The sequence below is a fragment of the Johannesbaptistia floridana genome (genome assembly GCF_057440575.1).
The window spans coordinates 12,256-28,731 of the sequence record NZ_JALKVM010000362.1 but is presented as its reverse complement, the minus strand read 5'-3'; the positions used below and the strand labels follow the sequence as shown (position 1 = coordinate 28,731).

The window sequence follows — 16,476 nt, the reverse complement described above, 5'->3', positions numbered from 1 at the left end:
TATTTTATCTCTTCTCTTTAGCCTCTTTTTTTTTATTCCTGGTATATTCACTCACAATTCTCTCAAGGGGATTCAACCAAACTTGTCACCCCCTCAGAGGGATGAGTGAAGACCAGACTTGGTGTTACATTTGTTAAGTGATAAAATTTATATAGATAACTATGTGAATTATTACTTTTAATCTCGTAATCTTGATTTAAATAAATTTCCAGCAACTTGTATCCAACAGCATAACATATTAACAGTAAATAGGAGTAACACTTTGGCTAAAAAAGATTTAATCGAAATGGAAGGTACAGTCACCGAGTCTTTACCTAACGCCATGTTTAGGGTGGATTTAGACAACGGTTTTAATGTTTTAGCACATATCGCTGGGAAAATCCGTCGTAATTACATCAAAATTTTACCAGGCGATCGCGTTAAAGTCGAACTCACCCCCTATGACTTGAGTAAAGGCCGCATTACCTATCGTCTTCGTCAAAAATAACCCTAAACAGTGGAGAATTCGTTATAATAAATTGACCATAAACCTTTAAAATGCTATAATAAATAGCTTGTGTGAATAGCCAAAAATCCAGGCATGAGGCATGAAAGTAAGACCATCTGTAAAAAAAATTTGTGAAAAGTGCCGTGTAATTAAACGACGCGGCCGAGTCATGGTGATTTGTACCAACCCCAAGCATAAACAGCGTCAGGGATAAAAACAAACACCAAAGCAACAAGTAGTAAACATCTAGTAGTATAGTAAAGAAAAAAGAGGGAGAAAAAGCGTGGCAAGAATTGCAGGTGTAGACCTACCAAGGGATAAGCGTGTAGAGATAGCCCTTACCTACATCTACGGGATTGGGCTATCGCGTTCTCAAGAAATACTCGCCGGAACTGGGGTCAATCCAGACACCAGAGTTAGAGACCTAGCAGACGAAGATGTAACGGCCCTGCGTTCCTATATTGACGCCAACTATCAAATCGAAGGAGATTTGAGACGTTGGGAAGCGATGAATATCAAGCGTTTAGGAGATATAGGAACCTACCGAGGTAGACGTCATCGTATGGGTCTACCAGTCAGAGGACAGAGAACTCGAACTAACGCCCGTACTAGAAGAGGCAGAAGATTAACGGTAGCAGGTAAGAAAAAGGCACCAGCTAAGAAATAACCACAAATACTGTAACCAAAAAATTAAGCAAAAATTAAGTGAAGAACTATGGCTCGACCAACTAAAAAAAGTAGTGGCAAAAAAAACAAACGTCATGTACCGAATGGTGTAGCTCACATTCAATCAACATTTAACAATACAATCGTTAGTATATCGGACATCAATGGCGAAGTAGTATCCTGGGCATCAGCCGGGTCTAGTGGGTTCAAAGGAGCCAAAAAAGGAACACCCTTTGCGGCCCAAACAGCGGCAGACAGTGCAGCTCGCCGTGCCATGGAACAAGGAATGCGTCAAGTAGAAGTAATGGTTAGTGGTCCAGGAGCGGGGAGAGAAACAGCGATTCGCGCTCTCCAAGGCTCAGGATTAGAAATAACCTTGATAAGAGATGTTACCCCAATTCCTCACAATGGCTGTCGGCCACCTAAGAGACGTAGAGTTTAGTAGAGTTTAATTGAAAAACTCTAATTCAAGAGGAAATCGGAGAGGAAAAATTTTACTCATTAACCAAAAAAGGGCACAAAAAGGTAAACATCCTGCCCTGGTCAGATGAATTTAGGCGGCAGAAATCGTCGCCCTAGGTAGCGCCGTCTGTGAGCAAGAATTTTGAAACACTCACTCAGGGATTAAGTCCCTGACTTAAGGGTTATCTAATGATGTGAATTTTGAATCTTGAATTCATCTGACCTGAGGTGTTAGGGTTAACAAGTCGCAAGTCTTGACTGATGACAACGAAAGCCTTTCACCATTGTTATGAAAGAATTACCATTGTGTGTTTTGTAAGAAAAGCCAGGTAATATATTCGTCAGAAATCTCGAAGAGCCGAAAACTAGGAGCCGAAATGTAGCCTAAAATAATCTTGCTTGATATCGTTATTTTTTAGCTTAAACCTTAAGGAAGATCATTCTATGACGCAGTTTCAGATTGAGTGTGTAGAATCAAAAACAGTAAAGAACCAAAATCAGTATAGCAAATTTGTCCTAGAGCCTTTAGAAAGAGGACAAGGAACCACAATAGGCAATGCTCTGAGAAGGATATTATTATCCAATCTAGAAGGGGCCGCAGTAACAGCAATCAGAATAGCCGGAGTTAACCATGAATTTGCCACCGTAAAAGGGGTAAGAGAAGATGTGCTAGAGCTGATGCTGAATATGAAAGAAATTGTGGTAAAAAGCTTTACAAAAGAGCCGCAAATAGGACGTTTACTGGCTACAGGGCCAGGAACAGTAACAGCCGGGCAGTTTGATGTACCATCAGAAATAGAGATAGTAGACCCTAATCAGTATATAGCAACTCTAGCAGAAAATGCCAAACTAGAAATGGAGTTCTATGTAGAAAAAGGCACAGGCTATCAAATAGGAGAAAAAAACAAAAAAGAACACACATCAATAGATTTTCTGCAAATTGATGCAGTGTTTATGCCAGTGACTAAAGTTAACTATCGCGTTGATGATAGTCGCTTAGATGGCTCCTTTGATAAAGATAAACTAACCATGGAAATATGGACAAACGGTAGCATCAAACCAGAAGAAGCCCTATCTCAAGCAGCAGGGATAATCACCGATTTATTTAATCCCCTGAAAGATTTGACTCTGATTGAGCAAACGCCAGAATATACTCCAGATGATAACCCCAATAGTCAAATACCCATCGAAGAGCTACAACTATCCGTGCGGGCTTACAACTGTCTCAAACGCGCTCAAATAAATTCAGTAGCAGATTTGCTCGATTACTCCCAAGAAGACCTCTTGGAAATTAAAAACTTTGGGCAAAAATCAGCAGAAGAAGTAGTAGAAGCACTACAAGAAAGATTGGGAATTACACTACCCCAAGAAAAAACTAGTAAAGCATAACTAAGGAGGAAAAAATGCGCCATAAATGTAGGGTTCCACAATTAGGCTTGCCAGCAGACCAGCGAAAAGCCCTGCTGAGAAACCTAACCACAGAACTAATTCGCCATGGTCAAATAACCACAACCCATGCCCGTGCTAAAGCAGTACGCACAGAAGTAGATAGAATTATTACCCTAGCTAAAGAGGGATCAGTATCAGCTAGACGTAGAGCTATAGGTTATCTGTATGATAAGAAGTTAGTTCATGTTCTGTTTGCCGAAGCACCCAAACGTTACGGCACCCGTAATGGAGGGTACACTCGCATTATAAGAACAGTAAACCGTCGTGGCGATAACGCGAAAATGGCCATCATTGAACTAGTATAAAAGCTAGTAGAAGAGGAATTGACAGGGACAAAAACACCAAGACAAAGAGTAGCTCTGTTAATACAATACCAGGGGACTAATTTTCATGGCTGGCAAAGACAGCCAAATCATCCCACAATTCAAGCAGCTATAGAAGATGCGATCGCCTCGGTAACCGAGCAAGCAGTTGTACTACACGGAGCTGGGAGAACCGATAGCGGAGTTCACGCCGCCGCCCAAGTAGCCCACTTCGACCAGGAAACACCAATACCAGGAGAGCGCTGGGCTACAATCTTAAACGGTAGACTCCCCCAAGGCATCCTCATTAGAGCCTCGGCTAGTGTACCAGAGTCATGGCACGCCCGTTTCAGTGCTAGTTATCGCCGCTATCGCTATACCATCTACACAGATAAGCTACCTAACCTATTCATTGCTCCCCTAGTATGGCACTACTACCATGCTCACATCGATGAAAAGTTAATTAATACAGCTTTAGAACCCCTAATTGGGAAACACGAACTTTCCGCCTTTGAAAGGGCAGGTTCCTCCCGCCCTCATTCCTGGGTAGATGTTCACGCCGCTAACTGTTACCGTCAAGGTACCTTTGTGTATATCGAAATTCAAGCCCAAGGTTTTTTGTATGGTATGGTACGTCTGCTTGTAGGTATGCTGATAGAAGTAGGTACAGGTCTACGCTCTTTGGAAAACTTCCAAAAAATCTGGTTAAACCAAGAGCGAGAATCTGTAAAATACTCGGCACCAGCTCAAGGACTCTGTCTGCTGCGTGTCGGTTATCCAGAATTTCCCTTTCCCCATCACCTTTGGTTTGATACCCAACCCTTTTTTCATTTCAACCAAATTAGTACATAAAGCCCATGAATAAAACACCCCTACCCACAGTAGATAATATAGAGAGAAAATGGTATGTCGTCGATGCGGCAGACCAACGATTAGGACGTCTTGCTACAGAAATCGCCATGATTCTGCGAGGAAAAAATAAACCTAGTTTTACCCCCCATATAGATACTGGTGACTTCGTGATTGTAATCAATGCAGAAAAAGTAGTCGTAACCGGAAACAAAGCAGAGCAAAAACTCTATAGACGTCACTCCGGTCGCCCCGGAGGCATGAAAGTTGAAACCTTTGCTAAATTACAAAATCGTATCCCCGAAAGGATCATAGAAAAAGCCGTAAAAGGTATGCTCCCCAAAAACTCCCTCGGACGTAAACTTTTTACAAAACTCAAAGTTTACAAAGGAGACCAACACCCTCACTCAGCACAACAACCCGAAGTTTTAAAGATCCAAACCATTCCCACAGGAGGTAACTAATGCAAAGCACACAATCACAAGATAGAGTTGTTTATTGGGGCACAGGTCGCCGTAAATCTTCCGTAGCTAGAGTACGTTTAGTACCAGGTACTGGGGAAGTTACTGTAAATGGTAAGTCAGGAGAAATCTACTTTAATCGTATTCCTAGCTATTTGCAATCAATTAAATCTCCCCTGGAAACTTTAGGTCTAGAACATCAGTATGATGTCTTAGTTAATGCCCATGGTGGAGGCTTAACAGGTCAATCAGATGCTGTTAAACTAGGAGTAGCAAGAGCTTTGTGTGAGTTAGACCCTGATAACCGTCAACCTCTGAAAGTTGAAGGTTATTTAACCCGCGACCCTCGCGCTAAAGAACGTAAAAAATATGGTCTTCATAAAGCTCGTAAAGCACCACAATTCTCAAAACGTTAAAATAGTAGTAAGATAGGAATAATAAGATTAAGAGTCATTATGCCAAAACCAGACATTCACCCCACTTGGTACCCAGAAGCTAAAGTCATCTGTGACGGAGAAGTCGTGATGACCGTAGGTTCCACTCAACCGGAAATTCATGTGGAAATTTGGTCCGGGAATCACCCTTTTTACACAGGAACTCAAAAAATCATTGATACAGAAGGTCGCGTTGACCGCTTTAACCGTAAATACGAAGGCTTATTTGGCAGTAGCTCCAAAAAAGGCGATAAACCAGCTAAAGATTCTAAAAAATAGCTTCTTTCATATTCTTGATTAACCCAGTAGAGTTTCTGCTGGGTTAATTATATATTCAAATAACTATATTTTCATTAATTCAAAAAAAAGGAAAAAACTATGGCTGAACAATATCTACTAGAAAAATTACAATCTGTTGAACAAACCTATAAAGAGTTAACCCGTCGCTTAGCAGACCCTGATATAGCTACAGATCCCGAACAGTTACAACAAGTAGCTAAAGCACGTTCTTCTTTAGAAGAAACAGTGAATACCTTTGAACAGTGGCAACAAGTGCAAAAAGATTTACAAGGTACTAAACAAGTACTTAAGGAATCGGGAGGAGACCAAGAGTTAAGAGAAATGGCTCAGTTAGAAGTAGCTGAGTTGGAAGAAACCACCATAGAACTGGAGAAAAAACTCAAAATCCTACTCCTACCACGGGATCCTAATGATGATAAAAATATTATGCTGGAAATTAGAGCGGGTACCGGAGGAGATGAAGCTAGTATCTGGGCCGGAGACTTAGTACGAATGTACTCACGCTATGCAGAAACTCAAAATTGGATAGTAAAACTCGTGAGTGAATCTCTAGCAGATATGGGCGGATTTAAAGAAGCAATCCTGGAAATAAAAGGCGACATGGTCTACAGTAAGCTGAAGTTTGAAGCAGGAGTACATCGAGTCCAAAGAGTACCAGTAACTGAGGCAGGGGGAAGAGTACATACTTCTACAGCAACAGTAGCGATAATGCCAGAAGTAGACGATGTGGAAATAAAAATAGATGCTAAAGATGTGGAAATATCTACAGCTAGATCAGGAGGCGCAGGAGGACAAAATGTCAACAAGGTAGAAACGGCAGTAGACTTGTTCCACAAACCTACCGGAATTAGAATCTTTTGCACAGAAGAGCGATCGCAACTGCAAAACCGGGAACGGGCTATGCAAATTCTCCGGGCTAAACTCTATGAAATGAAGTTACAGGAACAACAGGCAGAGGTTACTTCTATGAGGCGCTCTCAAGTTGGTACCGGGGCACGTTCTGAAAAGATTCGTACCTATAACTATAAAGATAATAGGGTGACAGACCATCGTCTTAATCAAAACTTTAGTTTAGATCGCTTTTTAGAAGGAAGTATCGAAGATACAATTCAAGCTTGTATAGGTCAAGACCAACAAGAACGTCTCGAAGCCATGGCTTCTTCTCCCTCTACTGCTGAAGCTTTGAATTAATAAAAACCTGGCTTTCTGCGGTTATCTCCAAGCTCTGGATTTTAAATCTAGGGCTTGGATAAAGACAGTAGAATCCTCAAATTTTTTCTATAGCAGTCGCCAGGGCAGTTAGGACAAGAAAGAGGATAATTCTAATGATTTATCAAATAGAGCGATCATTTAATCCCCTTTTAGCAGAGCGATCGCCAACATGTCTCAAACCTTGATTAATTCAGCAACGCCCTTCATCTCGACTAAAAAATTTCAAATGAATTAAACTCTGCTCATTTGCTTCGGTGCGAAATGTTTGTAATTTCGTTACCGGAAGTATTTCGCCGCGACTAATCAGACTATGGCGAGAATTATCCACCAATTCAATAAAATAATTTCGAGATACTCTACTAACTCGCTCTGTTAACCGTTTTATTACGTTATCTGACGGGGTGACAGGGTGGTTGAAAAGCTTGTGGAGATTGAGGTTTGTTTATCGCGATCGCTGAAAAAATAATAAAAAATTTCCCTCTTATTGAGAATGGGTATTTTTAGGAATGGTAGGAAAGAGCATTGAAAAAAAGTTGATTTAAAAGCCAACATAATCTCAAAGAAAAAACAACCTGATTTTATGATAAAAATAATCAGATTGTTTCAATAGATTTTAATTAATTTATGAGTATTTTATTAGAATACGAATTTCATTTTACCAAATATTTAACCCAAACACAAATAGAAGCTTTAAGAATTTTGTTGTGGTTACTCATGGTTCATAAACAAGTTAGAATAGAGAGGCTGGCCGCTTGTTTTCCATTACCAATTCTCTATGAAAGTAGAAGAAAACATATCCAACGCTTTCTAGTTTTGCGAGCATTAAGTGTTTCCTTGTTGTGGTTTCCTATTATTAAATCTATTATTAATAAAGAGTTTAAAATAGGTTCTCGTTTAATTATAACTATTGATAGGACCCAATGGAAAGATAAAAATGTGTTTGTAATTGCTGTGATTTGGAAAAAAAGAGCTTTACCTATCTATTGGCAACTTTTAAATAAAAGAGGTGCTAGTAATTTAGCTGAACAACAAGCTTTAATTAGACCAGTTCTTCGATTATTAAAATAGTATGAATTAGTGATTATTGGCGACCGTGAATTTCATAGTGTCAAGTTGGCTTATTGGCTAAAACAAGAAGCAAAAAAACAACGGGTTTTCTTCGCATTTCGTCAAAAACAAGATACCAATCAGAAAAAAACTAATGAAAATTATCAAACCTTTTCTGCGTTAAATATAAAACCAGGCATGAAGATATTTTTGACGAATGTTTCAGTCACTAAAAATAAAGGATTTGGAAAATTTAATGTTGGCCTCTATTGGAAGCGAAAGTATAAAGGTAAACAGGAAAAACAACCTTGGATTATTATAACTAATTTAAGCACAATTGAAGATATCTTAAAAGTTTATAAAGCTAGAGCTGGTATTGAAGCTATGTTCAAAGATTGTAAGAGCGGTGCGACCCCGGCGAGGTTTCCTACGGGGAACGCGCACCAAGACACTGGTGGCTATAATTTAGAGGGAAGTAAAGCTAATACTGAAAGACTAACTTCTTTGATTTTATTAATAGCAATAGCTTATACAGCTACCTCTTTAAAAGGCAATTGTTTTTAATAAGGTATGAAAACAAAAGTTAGTTATGTTTCTCCAAAATGCGATCGCCTATTTACGTTGTTGCCAAGCAACCAATAACAGTAAAAAAATACCTACATTAATTAAAATATCAGCCAAATTAAAAACCGGAAAATTAATCAGACGAAAATCGAGAAAATCTACCACATAACCGAATAAAAAGCGATCAACCCCATTGCCCAAGGCACCAGCTAAAATACATCCATAACCAATTTGTTCTGTTACAGGTAATTTAGGGGCAAACCAAACAAAACACATCAAAGCTAAGCTAACCCCCAATGATAACCAGCGCAGCCAAGCCACACCCCCTTCAAAAAAACTAAATGCAGCTCCCGTATTAATTACATAGGTAAAATGAAAAACATCGGGCCAAATTGCCATAGTTGTCCCAATCGTCTCAAAAGTTTGCACCACCACATACTTAGTGATTTGGTCAAGAATTAACCCGACTAAAGCAACTAGCCAAAAAAAACGATTTTTTCTTAATTTTTGCACTGTTTTTCTACTTGATAACAGTTAATTTTAGTAAAATAAGATTCGACGAAAAAAGTAACTCAACACAGCAACTAAACAAACAATCGCCACATGTCCTGGTAAAGCATTGACAGAATAAACCATTACAAAAGACTTAAGTTGACTTAGGGAGTTAATTGGCTCTATTTTCAACAGGTAAAAAATTAGTAAATACCCCAAACCAACTAAATGAATTACTAATAAACCTAGACCAGCTCCTAAAGCCGATAACTCTACACTAGCTTTTTCTCGCCAAGCCAGCCATCCTGCCGCCCAAGCGCCAGGAATAAACCCTAATAAATAGCCAAAACCTGGTTCCCCGATGTAGTCAAAACCTCCCCCCTGGGCAAAAATTGATAACCCTGATAATCCCAGAGTTATATAAGCAATTTGAGCTATTACCCCAGCATTTTTTCCCCCCACACATCCTGTAAATAATACTGCCCCTATTTGATAAGTTACTCCCAATGTGTAACTACTTACCCCTTGGGAGTGCCAATACCAGGGGAGATTGGTAGTTTTTACTTCTATGAATGTGCTGATAACAGTTAAAAATAAGCCAATTGTTGCCCATAATAACTGTGCTATTGGCGATAGTAATGGTTTAGGTCTCAAAATCAATCTTGATTAGTTAAGGGTACAGGTGCCTCGCCTCCTTGTAATCCTAATGACTCAAGCATTTCCTGGTCTTTTTCTGGAGGTTGTCCGATGGTAGTTAGATAATGTCCAATTAACATGGCGTTAATACCTGATTTTAAGCCAAGGCTTTGTAATTCGCCCATAACAGCTTCTCTGCCTCCGGCGTAACGCAAAATTTGTTCCGGTAGAATCATCCGAAAAATCGCCATTGCCTTGAGGGCCGTATAGGGGTCTAATTTATTTTGACTAGCTAGAGGAGTTCCCTGTCTGGGGTTTAGTAAGTTAATTGGTACTGATTCTACCCCTAGGTCTCGTAAACTTAGGGCTAAATCAATTCTATCAGACCAACTCTCTCCCATACCAATAATTCCTCCAGTACAAGCCTGCATTCCCGCCGCATGTACATTTTTTACTGTTTCCACGCGATCGCGCCAACTATGGCTACTTACTATTTCTGGGAAAAAGTTTTCCGCCGTTTCTAAATTATGGTTGTAGCGAGTTACCCCTGCTTCTTTTAGGGCGATCGCTTGTTCTTTGGTTAATTCCCCCAAAGCACAACAGGGTTTTATTCCTGTTTCCGCCCTAATTTCTTGAACTGTTGCTAAAATTTCGGTGAATTCGCTACTTTTAGGACTATTATACTTAATCCCTCGACCTTGACTCACTAAACAAAAGCGTTTTGCCCCTGCACTTTTTGCCGCTTTAGCTTCAGCCACGATTTCCGACCGAGATTTCAAGGGATACACGGGAGAATCTTTCCCCGGATGGTGGGCTGATTGAGAGCAAAATGAACAGTTTTCCGAACAATTGCCGGATTTTATATTAGTTATACTGCACAAATCTACCACATTACCACAACAAGCTTGACGGATACGATCTGCCGCTTCACATAGTAATAATATTTGTTCCTCTGTCTCAATTTCAGTTAAATTTAAAGCTTCTTCCCTAGTTAGTCGCTTTCCTCCAATAATTTCCTCTGCTAATTCTGTTAAACAGTTTCTCAACTCAGTGGAGTTTGTAGGAATTGATTGAGCTAATGATTGCACCACTTATATTTAAGCTCCCTAAAATTTTCCAATAATAATTGTTAGGCATTTTATTATACCATTTTGATAATTTTTACCAAAAATTTTGCTTTTCTTAACCTTATCTTAACCCTTGGTTGTTACACTATTATCGGTATTTCAGTAACTTAAAATGGAATAAAAATCTGGTAATTTGTATTACAAGCTTAAAATAAAATCGTTAGGAGAAGTAAATAGTGAGTTCTGGTTTTAATAATTCAAGTCAAAGAATAGAACCACGTTCAGGAACAGAAAAGGGTATCGACAGCACATTTAAAATAGCTGCCCAAGCCTGTGCGATCATTATTGGAGTTCTGTTAATCTGGATTGTTTTACAATTATTACTACAAGCCTCGCCAGCAATCGGCAAATTTGGACTCGGTTTTATTGTAGGACAAGACTGGAATCCAGTACAAGATCAATACGGGATTTGGCCAGCCATCTATGGAACCCTAGTAAGTTCAGGAATTGCTCTCCTTATCGCTGTACCTATTGGTTTAGGGGTAGCAATTTTTCTCAGCGAAGACTATATCAATCGTAAAGTCCAAAGAGTTATGGTCTTCCTTGTGGAACTACTAGCGGCTGTGCCTAGTGTAGTATATGGTTTGTGGGGATTATTTGTACTAATACCCTTTCTTAAACCAATCGGGGTCAAATCAGCTTCCATGTTACCTGCGGCTCTAATTCTCTCAATCATGGTTCTACCAACAATTGCGGCCATAGCCAGAGATGCTATAGTCAATGTCCCTGATGATATGCGTAAAGCCGCAATAGGTTTAGGCGCTACTCGCTGGGAAGCAATTCTACAAATAGTGATTCCAACAGCTTCTTCGGGAATTATTGGGGGAATTATGTTGGCATTAGGACGGGCCTTAGGAGAAACTATGGCGGTAACCATGCTCATTGGTAACTCTAACCGAGTTGACTTCTCTTTATTGGCGCCCTCCAATACCATATCATCTTTGCTGGCCAATCAGTTCGCTGAAGCTAGTGGGTTACAGGTATCTGCCCTGATGTATGCGGCATTGGTATTAGCAATAGTAACTCTATTTGTGAATATCCTCGCTCAAGTTGTCGTTACTCAATTACAAAAAATTTAATCAAAGAAAAAAGATGACTTCTCAATACATTTCTGATTTTTCTCCTAGTGAGTTAAAGCACGATAACGCTAACAAAAGAACATTGTTTTGCTACATTATGAACGGTATAACAGTGTTGTTTATGGTCATGGCAGTAATACCTTTGTTTATTATTTTAATATACTTGTTTGGACAAGGTATTAGTGCTCTATCTCCCAGTGTGTTTACAGAACTACCACCACCCCCTCTCGTAGATGGTGGTGGTTTTGGTAATGCTATCCTTGGAACAGCAATTATGGTGGGTATTGGTATACTAATTAGTGTACCAGTAGGCATTATGGCGGCTATTTATTTATCAGAATTTAGTCAAAGTAAACTAGCTCCAGGAATACGATTTGCAACAAACGTGCTTAGTGGTGTACCATCGATTATTGTAGGAGTATTCGCCTACGCGATTGTCGTTTTACCAATGAAGTCTTATTCTGCTTGGGCAGGGGGTGTAGCCTTGTCGATTCTAATGTTGCCAATTATTATCCGCACCACCGATGAGGCCCTAAAACTAGTTCCTCAAGAAGTAAGACAAGCTTCGATTGGTATAGGGGCTAATGATTATCAAACTGTTTTGCAAGTAGTATTGCCCCAGGCAGTACCAGCAATTTTAACTGGAGTAACTCTGGCCGTAGCAAGGGCAGCAGGAGAAACAGCGCCGCTACTATTTACCGCTTTGTTTACTCAATTTTGGCCTAATTGGGACAAATTCTTGAAGGAACCTTTTGCTTCTTTAGCAGTATTGGTTTACAACTTCGCCATTGTTCCCTTTAAAAACCAAAACCAGCTTTCTTGGGCAGCAGCTTTCGTTTTGGTGATGCTAGTACTAATTACTAGTATTCTCTCCCGAATAGCTACAGCTCAAAAAGAATACTAACTTAGATGAGGATTTAAATCATGGTTCACAATCAACCCCAAGACAATGTTCAAAGTGCTATTGGTACAGCAGTATTAAAAGCTGAAAATACTGATGTTTATTATGGCAGCTTTTTAGCCGTAAAAGGTGTCTATGTAGAAATTCCTAAAAACAAAGTAACAGCTTTTATTGGTCCTTCTGGTTGTGGTAAAAGTACTCTCCTACGCTGTTTTAATCGTCTTAATGACCTAATTCCTATTTTTCACCTAGGAGAAGGTTCTAAAGTTACCTATAATGGACAGGATTTATACGCCAAAGATATTGACCCAGTTCAAGTACGCCGTCGTATCGGCATGGTGTTTCAAAAAGCTAATCCTTTCCGTAAATCTATTTATGATAATATCGTTTACGGAGCTAAAATTAATGGCATTAAAACCGACTATGACCAACTAGTAGAAGAGTCTCTCCGGGGTGCAGCTCTTTGGGATGAGGTAAAAGATAAACTAAAACAAAGTGGTATGGCTCTTTCTGGGGGACAACAACAACGTCTCTGTATCGCTCGTACTATCGCCCTAAAACCTGATGTAGTGCTGATGGATGAACCATGTTCCGCCCTTGACCCCATCTCTACTCTCAAGGTAGAAGAACTGATTCATGAGTTAAAAGAAAACTTCACTATCGTCATTGTAACTCACAATATGCAGCAGGCAACCAGGGTAGCAGATTATACTGCATTCTTCAATACAAAAGCCCTAGAAGGGGGAGACCGCCAAGGTTACTTAGCAGAATTTGACCGCACTGAAGTAATCTTTAATAACCCCAGTAAAGAAGAAACTCAACAATATATTAGTGGTCGTTTCGGATAAAAATCTGATAAAAATCTCTGATTATTTAAATTAACTGAAAGGGGATAAGCAGAAAACTTATCCTTTTTTTTGCTAATAAGGTTCCAATTCTTGATAGGATAATTGAAATTGTTCAGGTTTTTGTATAAGATATGTCTATTCAACGTTACTTATCCCGTTTGTTAGCGATCGCTTTAGTGGTAGTAATTAGCTTATTTGGTTTGACTGCCTGTTCTAGTCCTACTGGACTGACTGGTAAATATAGTGAAGATACTTTGACTGTATTAAATAATCTCAAAAAAGCTGTAGAAATCGATGAGAATGACCCCGCTAAAGAAGAAGTAAAATCTTTGGCGCGTCAGCAAATTAATGACTATATCTCTCTCTACCGTCGTGACTCTCGTTCTTCTGGATTGCGTTCTTTCACAACTATGCAGACAGCAATGAATTCTTTAGCAGGGTACTATACCTCCTATGGTAACCGTCCCTTACCCGATAAGCTCAAAAAGCGTTTAGAACAAGAATTTAGTCAAGTAGAATTGGCCATCAAACGCGGTGTTTAATAAGATTGGGAAAATTATGATTTTCCCTTGCAATTTTTGGCAATTACTGTATATAATAGTAGATGTGCAAAAATCAGCGGACGTGGCGGAATTGGTAGACGCGCTAGATTTAGGTTCTAGTGTCTTACGATGTGAGAGTTCGAGTCTCTCCGTCCGCATTAAATACTCTAAATAAAATAAATTGTTTAATTGGAGTGAAATACTTTTTTATTCCCTTGGCTGTTTAAAGGCGATCGCATCTTTAAACCAAGACTTATAATAATTAGGGTTTGCTGAATAAATCTAAAACTACAATTTGGTATAGGTTTGAGCTGGTTTTCTCTTCTTCAAAAACCCAAAGTAGTAGGGCGCAAGCCTTGCGCCCCTACCTCCGCACTAAAACGTACTTTTTCACCCGTACCTCACATCACTCGCACCAGAACAAGAGTACTAATTGATTTTGGGAAAAGTTTATTTATTTGATGGCTAAATAGATTTTTATAACTAAAAAGTAAGTATAAATACTTAAAAAACTCATTACTCATTACTCATTACTCATTACTCATTTAAATGACTACTAAAATAATCATAGCTTCACCTTCTAAAATAGCTTTAGATTTTTCTTATGAAGGATTTAATTACTACGTTACATCCCTTCAACCATTCGCCAAAATTGAATGGCGTGAGATAAAATGCCAGAAAACAAAAGCATCTCTAGAAAAAGTTGAATTAGAAGGTTCTGCGATTATTGATTTCATCCTATCTCTAAAAGATAAAAATAGAAAAGTTATCTGTCTAGACGAAAAAGGTAAAAATTTTAAAAGTCTAGAATTCGCTAAATTAATCAATGATTTTGAATCATCTACAGTTACCAGTATTGTCTTTATAATTGGGGGAAATTTTGGCTTATCTTCTAGAGTTAGAGAAATAGCAGATATAACCCTTCAACTTTCTTCTCTAACTCTTCCTGCTCATTTATGCTTTGTAATATTAGTAGAGCAAATATATAGGGCTTACTGCATTAATAAAGGTAATAAAAATTATCATAAATAAGATCATTTCCCTAAAAAAATGCAATAAATATCAGGAAAGGAAGGAACTCCCGAATCTTAAAAGAAAAATAATCAGATTGTTTAAATAGACTTTAATTATTGTTTCGTCACCTCACATCTTCCACCAGTACTTATGTACCAAATTATTGTGGTCATCTATCGCCCCGGATTTTAAATCCGGGGGCGATAGATGACCGCATTCCGCGAGAAAAAAGTACTGAATACGCCTTTTTGGTCAACCAATTTTTAAGCGTTGAGCATTAATTCTCTAACTCATTACTTCAAAACTTCAAGACTTCAAGACTTCTTACTTCAAGACGTCTTACTCATTACTCCTTACTCCTTACTCATTACTCAACTCCAACCAGTAACATTAGGTAAAGATGCGAGGGTCTGAGTCACCCACCTCAGGTATCATGGCTTAAAATTATAAGCTTCAAATACGTCTTTCATGGTTTCATAGAGTTGAGTTTTACTAATACCAAATTGCTCTAAAGAATACTTATGTTTACTCTTATATATTTTTTGTTGTTGGTTAATAGTGCTTTGGAAATCAGCTAATACTGTTTCGCTTAAATCTAAATCAAATTGCTGATAAATTTGTTTAATGACTCCGAGGGGATTAGCAATTAAATCTTCGTATCTCACTTCCAAAAAATTTGCGGTATTTTCTCGTTTTAATTGCTCAAATAACTGGAGACGGTAGCGATAATAGTCAGCATATAATTGGGCTAAATCCCAACTAGCGGGGATTTGGCGACGAGTCTGAGGAACAAATGTGCGCCAGGAAGCGTCATACATACTCAACAAAGAGGCGATCGCCTCATAGGGATGTCGGATAATATGAATAATTTTTAAATCAGGAAGTATTTCCAGCATTGATTGCAATCTTCCTGTAGAGGTAGTATTTTTTATAAGTAGAGTTTGGTGATTGCCTGCGGTATACAAATGGGTTTGCAGACAATCATAATAATGTGCCATTAATTTTTCCCGGGTATTTTTAGGCAATTTGTCTACCCAACAGGGTGCCATCAACTCCTGATAAAAAGGAAATAACAAAGTAATTACGGGAGATAGAAGAGTAAACACAAATAATTGTTCATCTTCTTCGGCTTGATTTAATTTAGTGGTGTGTATATCTTCCCAACCGATAAAGCCTCTATTTTCTAACTTATTGACTATGTTAGTTAATACTCCTCCTAAGTAACGATTAATATTGCCTAAGAAATTAAAAAAGCGATAAAAGCTAATAGCAGGAAAAATAGTGTGATTGAGGGTAGTATAGGTAAATTGAGGGTCTATAGATAGTAAGCGATGTAAAAAAGTAGTTCCACTGCGAGGATTACCAGTGATATAAATTGGCGGTGAAATCTTTTGTTGATGGTAACGGGGATAAATAATTTTATCTATTTGACGAACTATAGTAACTAGTAGGTGCAAAATCAGGAAGAGACTGACAAATATGAGGACATAAATAGCGTGAGTGGGATGAAAATACCTAGGAGAAAAACTAGTTTTGAGAATTCGCCAGAGAGTCTGGTAGTGAAAATACATTTTTAATTATTACCCAAATATAATTGCAAAAAT

General features: G+C 38.6%; 22 protein-coding genes and 1 tRNA gene. 19 read left to right on the top strand and 4 right to left on the bottom strand.

Annotated features, from left to right (window positions below):
- Positions 1–262 precede the first annotated feature (262 nt).
- From infA to MW688_RS20080, 13 genes are all read left to right on the top strand, one after another.
- Positions 263–487, top strand: a complete 225-nt coding sequence (infA, locus tag MW688_RS20140; RefSeq protein WP_486737800.1) for a translation initiation factor IF-1 — start codon at positions 263–265, stop codon at positions 485–487.
- Positions 488–587: 100 nt separating this feature from the next.
- On the top strand, positions 588–701 hold the full coding sequence (rpmJ, locus tag MW688_RS20135; RefSeq protein ID WP_486737799.1) for a 50S ribosomal protein L36: 114 nt from the start codon (positions 588–590) through the stop codon (positions 699–701).
- Positions 702–770: 69 nt separating this feature from the next.
- Positions 771–1,154 (top strand): 30S ribosomal protein S13, encoded by a 384-nt coding sequence (gene rpsM / locus MW688_RS20130; RefSeq protein ID WP_486737798.1) that lies wholly within the window; start codon positions 771–773, stop codon positions 1,152–1,154.
- A 48-nt stretch (positions 1,155–1,202) separates the two neighbouring features.
- Positions 1,203–1,595, top strand: a complete 393-nt coding sequence (gene rpsK, locus MW688_RS20125; RefSeq protein ID WP_486737797.1) for a 30S ribosomal protein S11 — start codon at positions 1,203–1,205, stop codon at positions 1,593–1,595.
- Positions 1,596–2,059: 464 nt separating this feature from the next.
- Positions 2,060–3,004: a DNA-directed RNA polymerase subunit alpha gene (locus MW688_RS20120; protein ID WP_486737796.1), complete on the top strand. Its 945-nt coding sequence runs from the start codon at positions 2,060–2,062 to the stop codon at positions 3,002–3,004.
- Between the two features lie 14 nt (positions 3,005–3,018).
- A complete protein-coding gene (gene rplQ, locus MW688_RS20115; RefSeq protein ID WP_486737795.1) occupies positions 3,019–3,369 on the top strand; it encodes a 50S ribosomal protein L17 in 351 nt (116 codons plus the stop codon).
- An 18-nt stretch (positions 3,370–3,387) separates the two neighbouring features.
- Positions 3,388–4,218, top strand: a complete 831-nt coding sequence (gene truA / locus MW688_RS20110; protein ID WP_486737794.1) for a tRNA pseudouridine(38-40) synthase TruA — start codon at positions 3,388–3,390, stop codon at positions 4,216–4,218.
- Positions 4,219–4,223: 5 nt separating this feature from the next.
- On the top strand, positions 4,224–4,679 hold the full coding sequence (gene rplM, locus MW688_RS20105) for a 50S ribosomal protein L13 (protein WP_486737793.1): 456 nt from the start codon (positions 4,224–4,226) through the stop codon (positions 4,677–4,679).
- Positions 4,679–5,092, top strand: a complete 414-nt coding sequence (rpsI, locus tag MW688_RS20100) for a 30S ribosomal protein S9 (RefSeq protein ID WP_486737792.1) — start codon at positions 4,679–4,681, stop codon at positions 5,090–5,092. The genes rplM and rpsI overlap by 1 nt, the downstream gene beginning before the upstream one ends.
- A 39-nt stretch (positions 5,093–5,131) precedes the next feature.
- Entirely contained in the window at positions 5,132–5,389 is a 258-nt protein-coding gene (gene rpmE, locus MW688_RS20095) for a 50S ribosomal protein L31 (RefSeq protein ID WP_486737791.1), read from the top strand.
- A 99-nt stretch (positions 5,390–5,488) separates the two neighbouring features.
- A complete protein-coding gene (gene prfA / locus MW688_RS20090; RefSeq protein ID WP_486737790.1) occupies positions 5,489–6,601 on the top strand; it encodes a peptide chain release factor 1 in 1,113 nt (370 codons plus the stop codon).
- A 645-nt stretch (positions 6,602–7,246) separates the two neighbouring features.
- Positions 7,247–7,690: a hypothetical protein gene (locus MW688_RS20085; RefSeq protein WP_486737789.1), complete on the top strand. Its 444-nt coding sequence runs from the start codon at positions 7,247–7,249 to the stop codon at positions 7,688–7,690.
- Positions 7,691–7,699: 9 nt separating this feature from the next.
- A complete protein-coding gene (locus MW688_RS20080) occupies positions 7,700–8,233 on the top strand; it encodes a transposase family protein (RefSeq protein ID WP_486737788.1) in 534 nt (177 codons plus the stop codon).
- Between the two features lie 48 nt (positions 8,234–8,281).
- On the opposite strand, the gene lspA is transcribed toward MW688_RS20080, so the two are convergent.
- Genes lspA through bioB form a run of 3 tightly spaced genes read right to left on the bottom strand, consistent with a single transcriptional unit; the run spans position 8,282 to position 10,452 of the window.
- Positions 8,282–8,746 (bottom strand): signal peptidase II, encoded by a 465-nt coding sequence (gene lspA / locus MW688_RS20075; protein WP_486737787.1) that lies wholly within the window; start codon positions 8,744–8,746, stop codon positions 8,282–8,284.
- Positions 8,747–8,773: 27 nt separating this feature from the next.
- Positions 8,774–9,379 (bottom strand): biotin transporter BioY, encoded by a 606-nt coding sequence (locus MW688_RS20070; protein ID WP_486737786.1) that lies wholly within the window; start codon positions 9,377–9,379, stop codon positions 8,774–8,776.
- A gap of 2 nt (positions 9,380–9,381) precedes the next feature.
- Positions 9,382–10,452 carry a biotin synthase BioB gene (gene bioB, locus MW688_RS20065; protein WP_486737785.1) on the bottom strand — a complete coding sequence of 357 codons (1,071 nt, stop codon included), beginning with the start codon at positions 10,450–10,452 and terminating at the stop codon, positions 9,382–9,384.
- 212 nt (positions 10,453–10,664) lie between these two features.
- Between bioB and pstC the strand changes: the two genes are divergently transcribed.
- From pstC to MW688_RS20035, 6 genes are all read left to right on the top strand, one after another.
- Positions 10,665–11,567 carry a phosphate ABC transporter permease subunit PstC gene (gene pstC, locus MW688_RS20060; RefSeq protein ID WP_486737784.1) on the top strand — a complete coding sequence of 301 codons (903 nt, stop codon included), beginning with the start codon at positions 10,665–10,667 and terminating at the stop codon, positions 11,565–11,567.
- Positions 11,568–11,580: 13 nt separating this feature from the next.
- Positions 11,581–12,471 carry a phosphate ABC transporter permease PstA gene (gene pstA, locus MW688_RS20055; RefSeq protein WP_486737783.1) on the top strand — a complete coding sequence of 297 codons (891 nt, stop codon included), beginning with the start codon at positions 11,581–11,583 and terminating at the stop codon, positions 12,469–12,471.
- A gap of 20 nt (positions 12,472–12,491) precedes the next feature.
- Complete coding sequence (pstB, locus tag MW688_RS20050; RefSeq protein ID WP_486737782.1) at positions 12,492–13,316, top strand: phosphate ABC transporter ATP-binding protein PstB; 825 nt, start codon at positions 12,492–12,494, stop codon at positions 13,314–13,316.
- Positions 13,317–13,447: 131 nt separating this feature from the next.
- Entirely contained in the window at positions 13,448–13,858 is a 411-nt protein-coding gene (gene psb27, locus MW688_RS20045; protein ID WP_486737781.1) for a photosystem II protein Psb27, read from the top strand.
- Positions 13,859–13,934: 76 nt separating this feature from the next.
- Positions 13,935–14,016 (top strand) — tRNA-Leu (locus MW688_RS20040).
- A 391-nt stretch (positions 14,017–14,407) separates the two neighbouring features.
- Positions 14,408–14,890, top strand: coding sequence for a 23S rRNA (pseudouridine(1915)-N(3))-methyltransferase RlmH (locus MW688_RS20035; RefSeq protein ID WP_486737780.1), 483 nt, complete (start codon positions 14,408–14,410; stop codon positions 14,888–14,890).
- 413 nt (positions 14,891–15,303) lie between these two features.
- Here MW688_RS20035 and MW688_RS20030 read toward each other — a convergent pair whose 3' ends face one another.
- Positions 15,304–16,443, bottom strand: coding sequence for a sulfotransferase family protein (locus MW688_RS20030; RefSeq protein ID WP_486737779.1), 1,140 nt, complete (start codon positions 16,441–16,443; stop codon positions 15,304–15,306).
- Between the last annotated feature and the right edge of the window lie 33 nt (positions 16,444–16,476).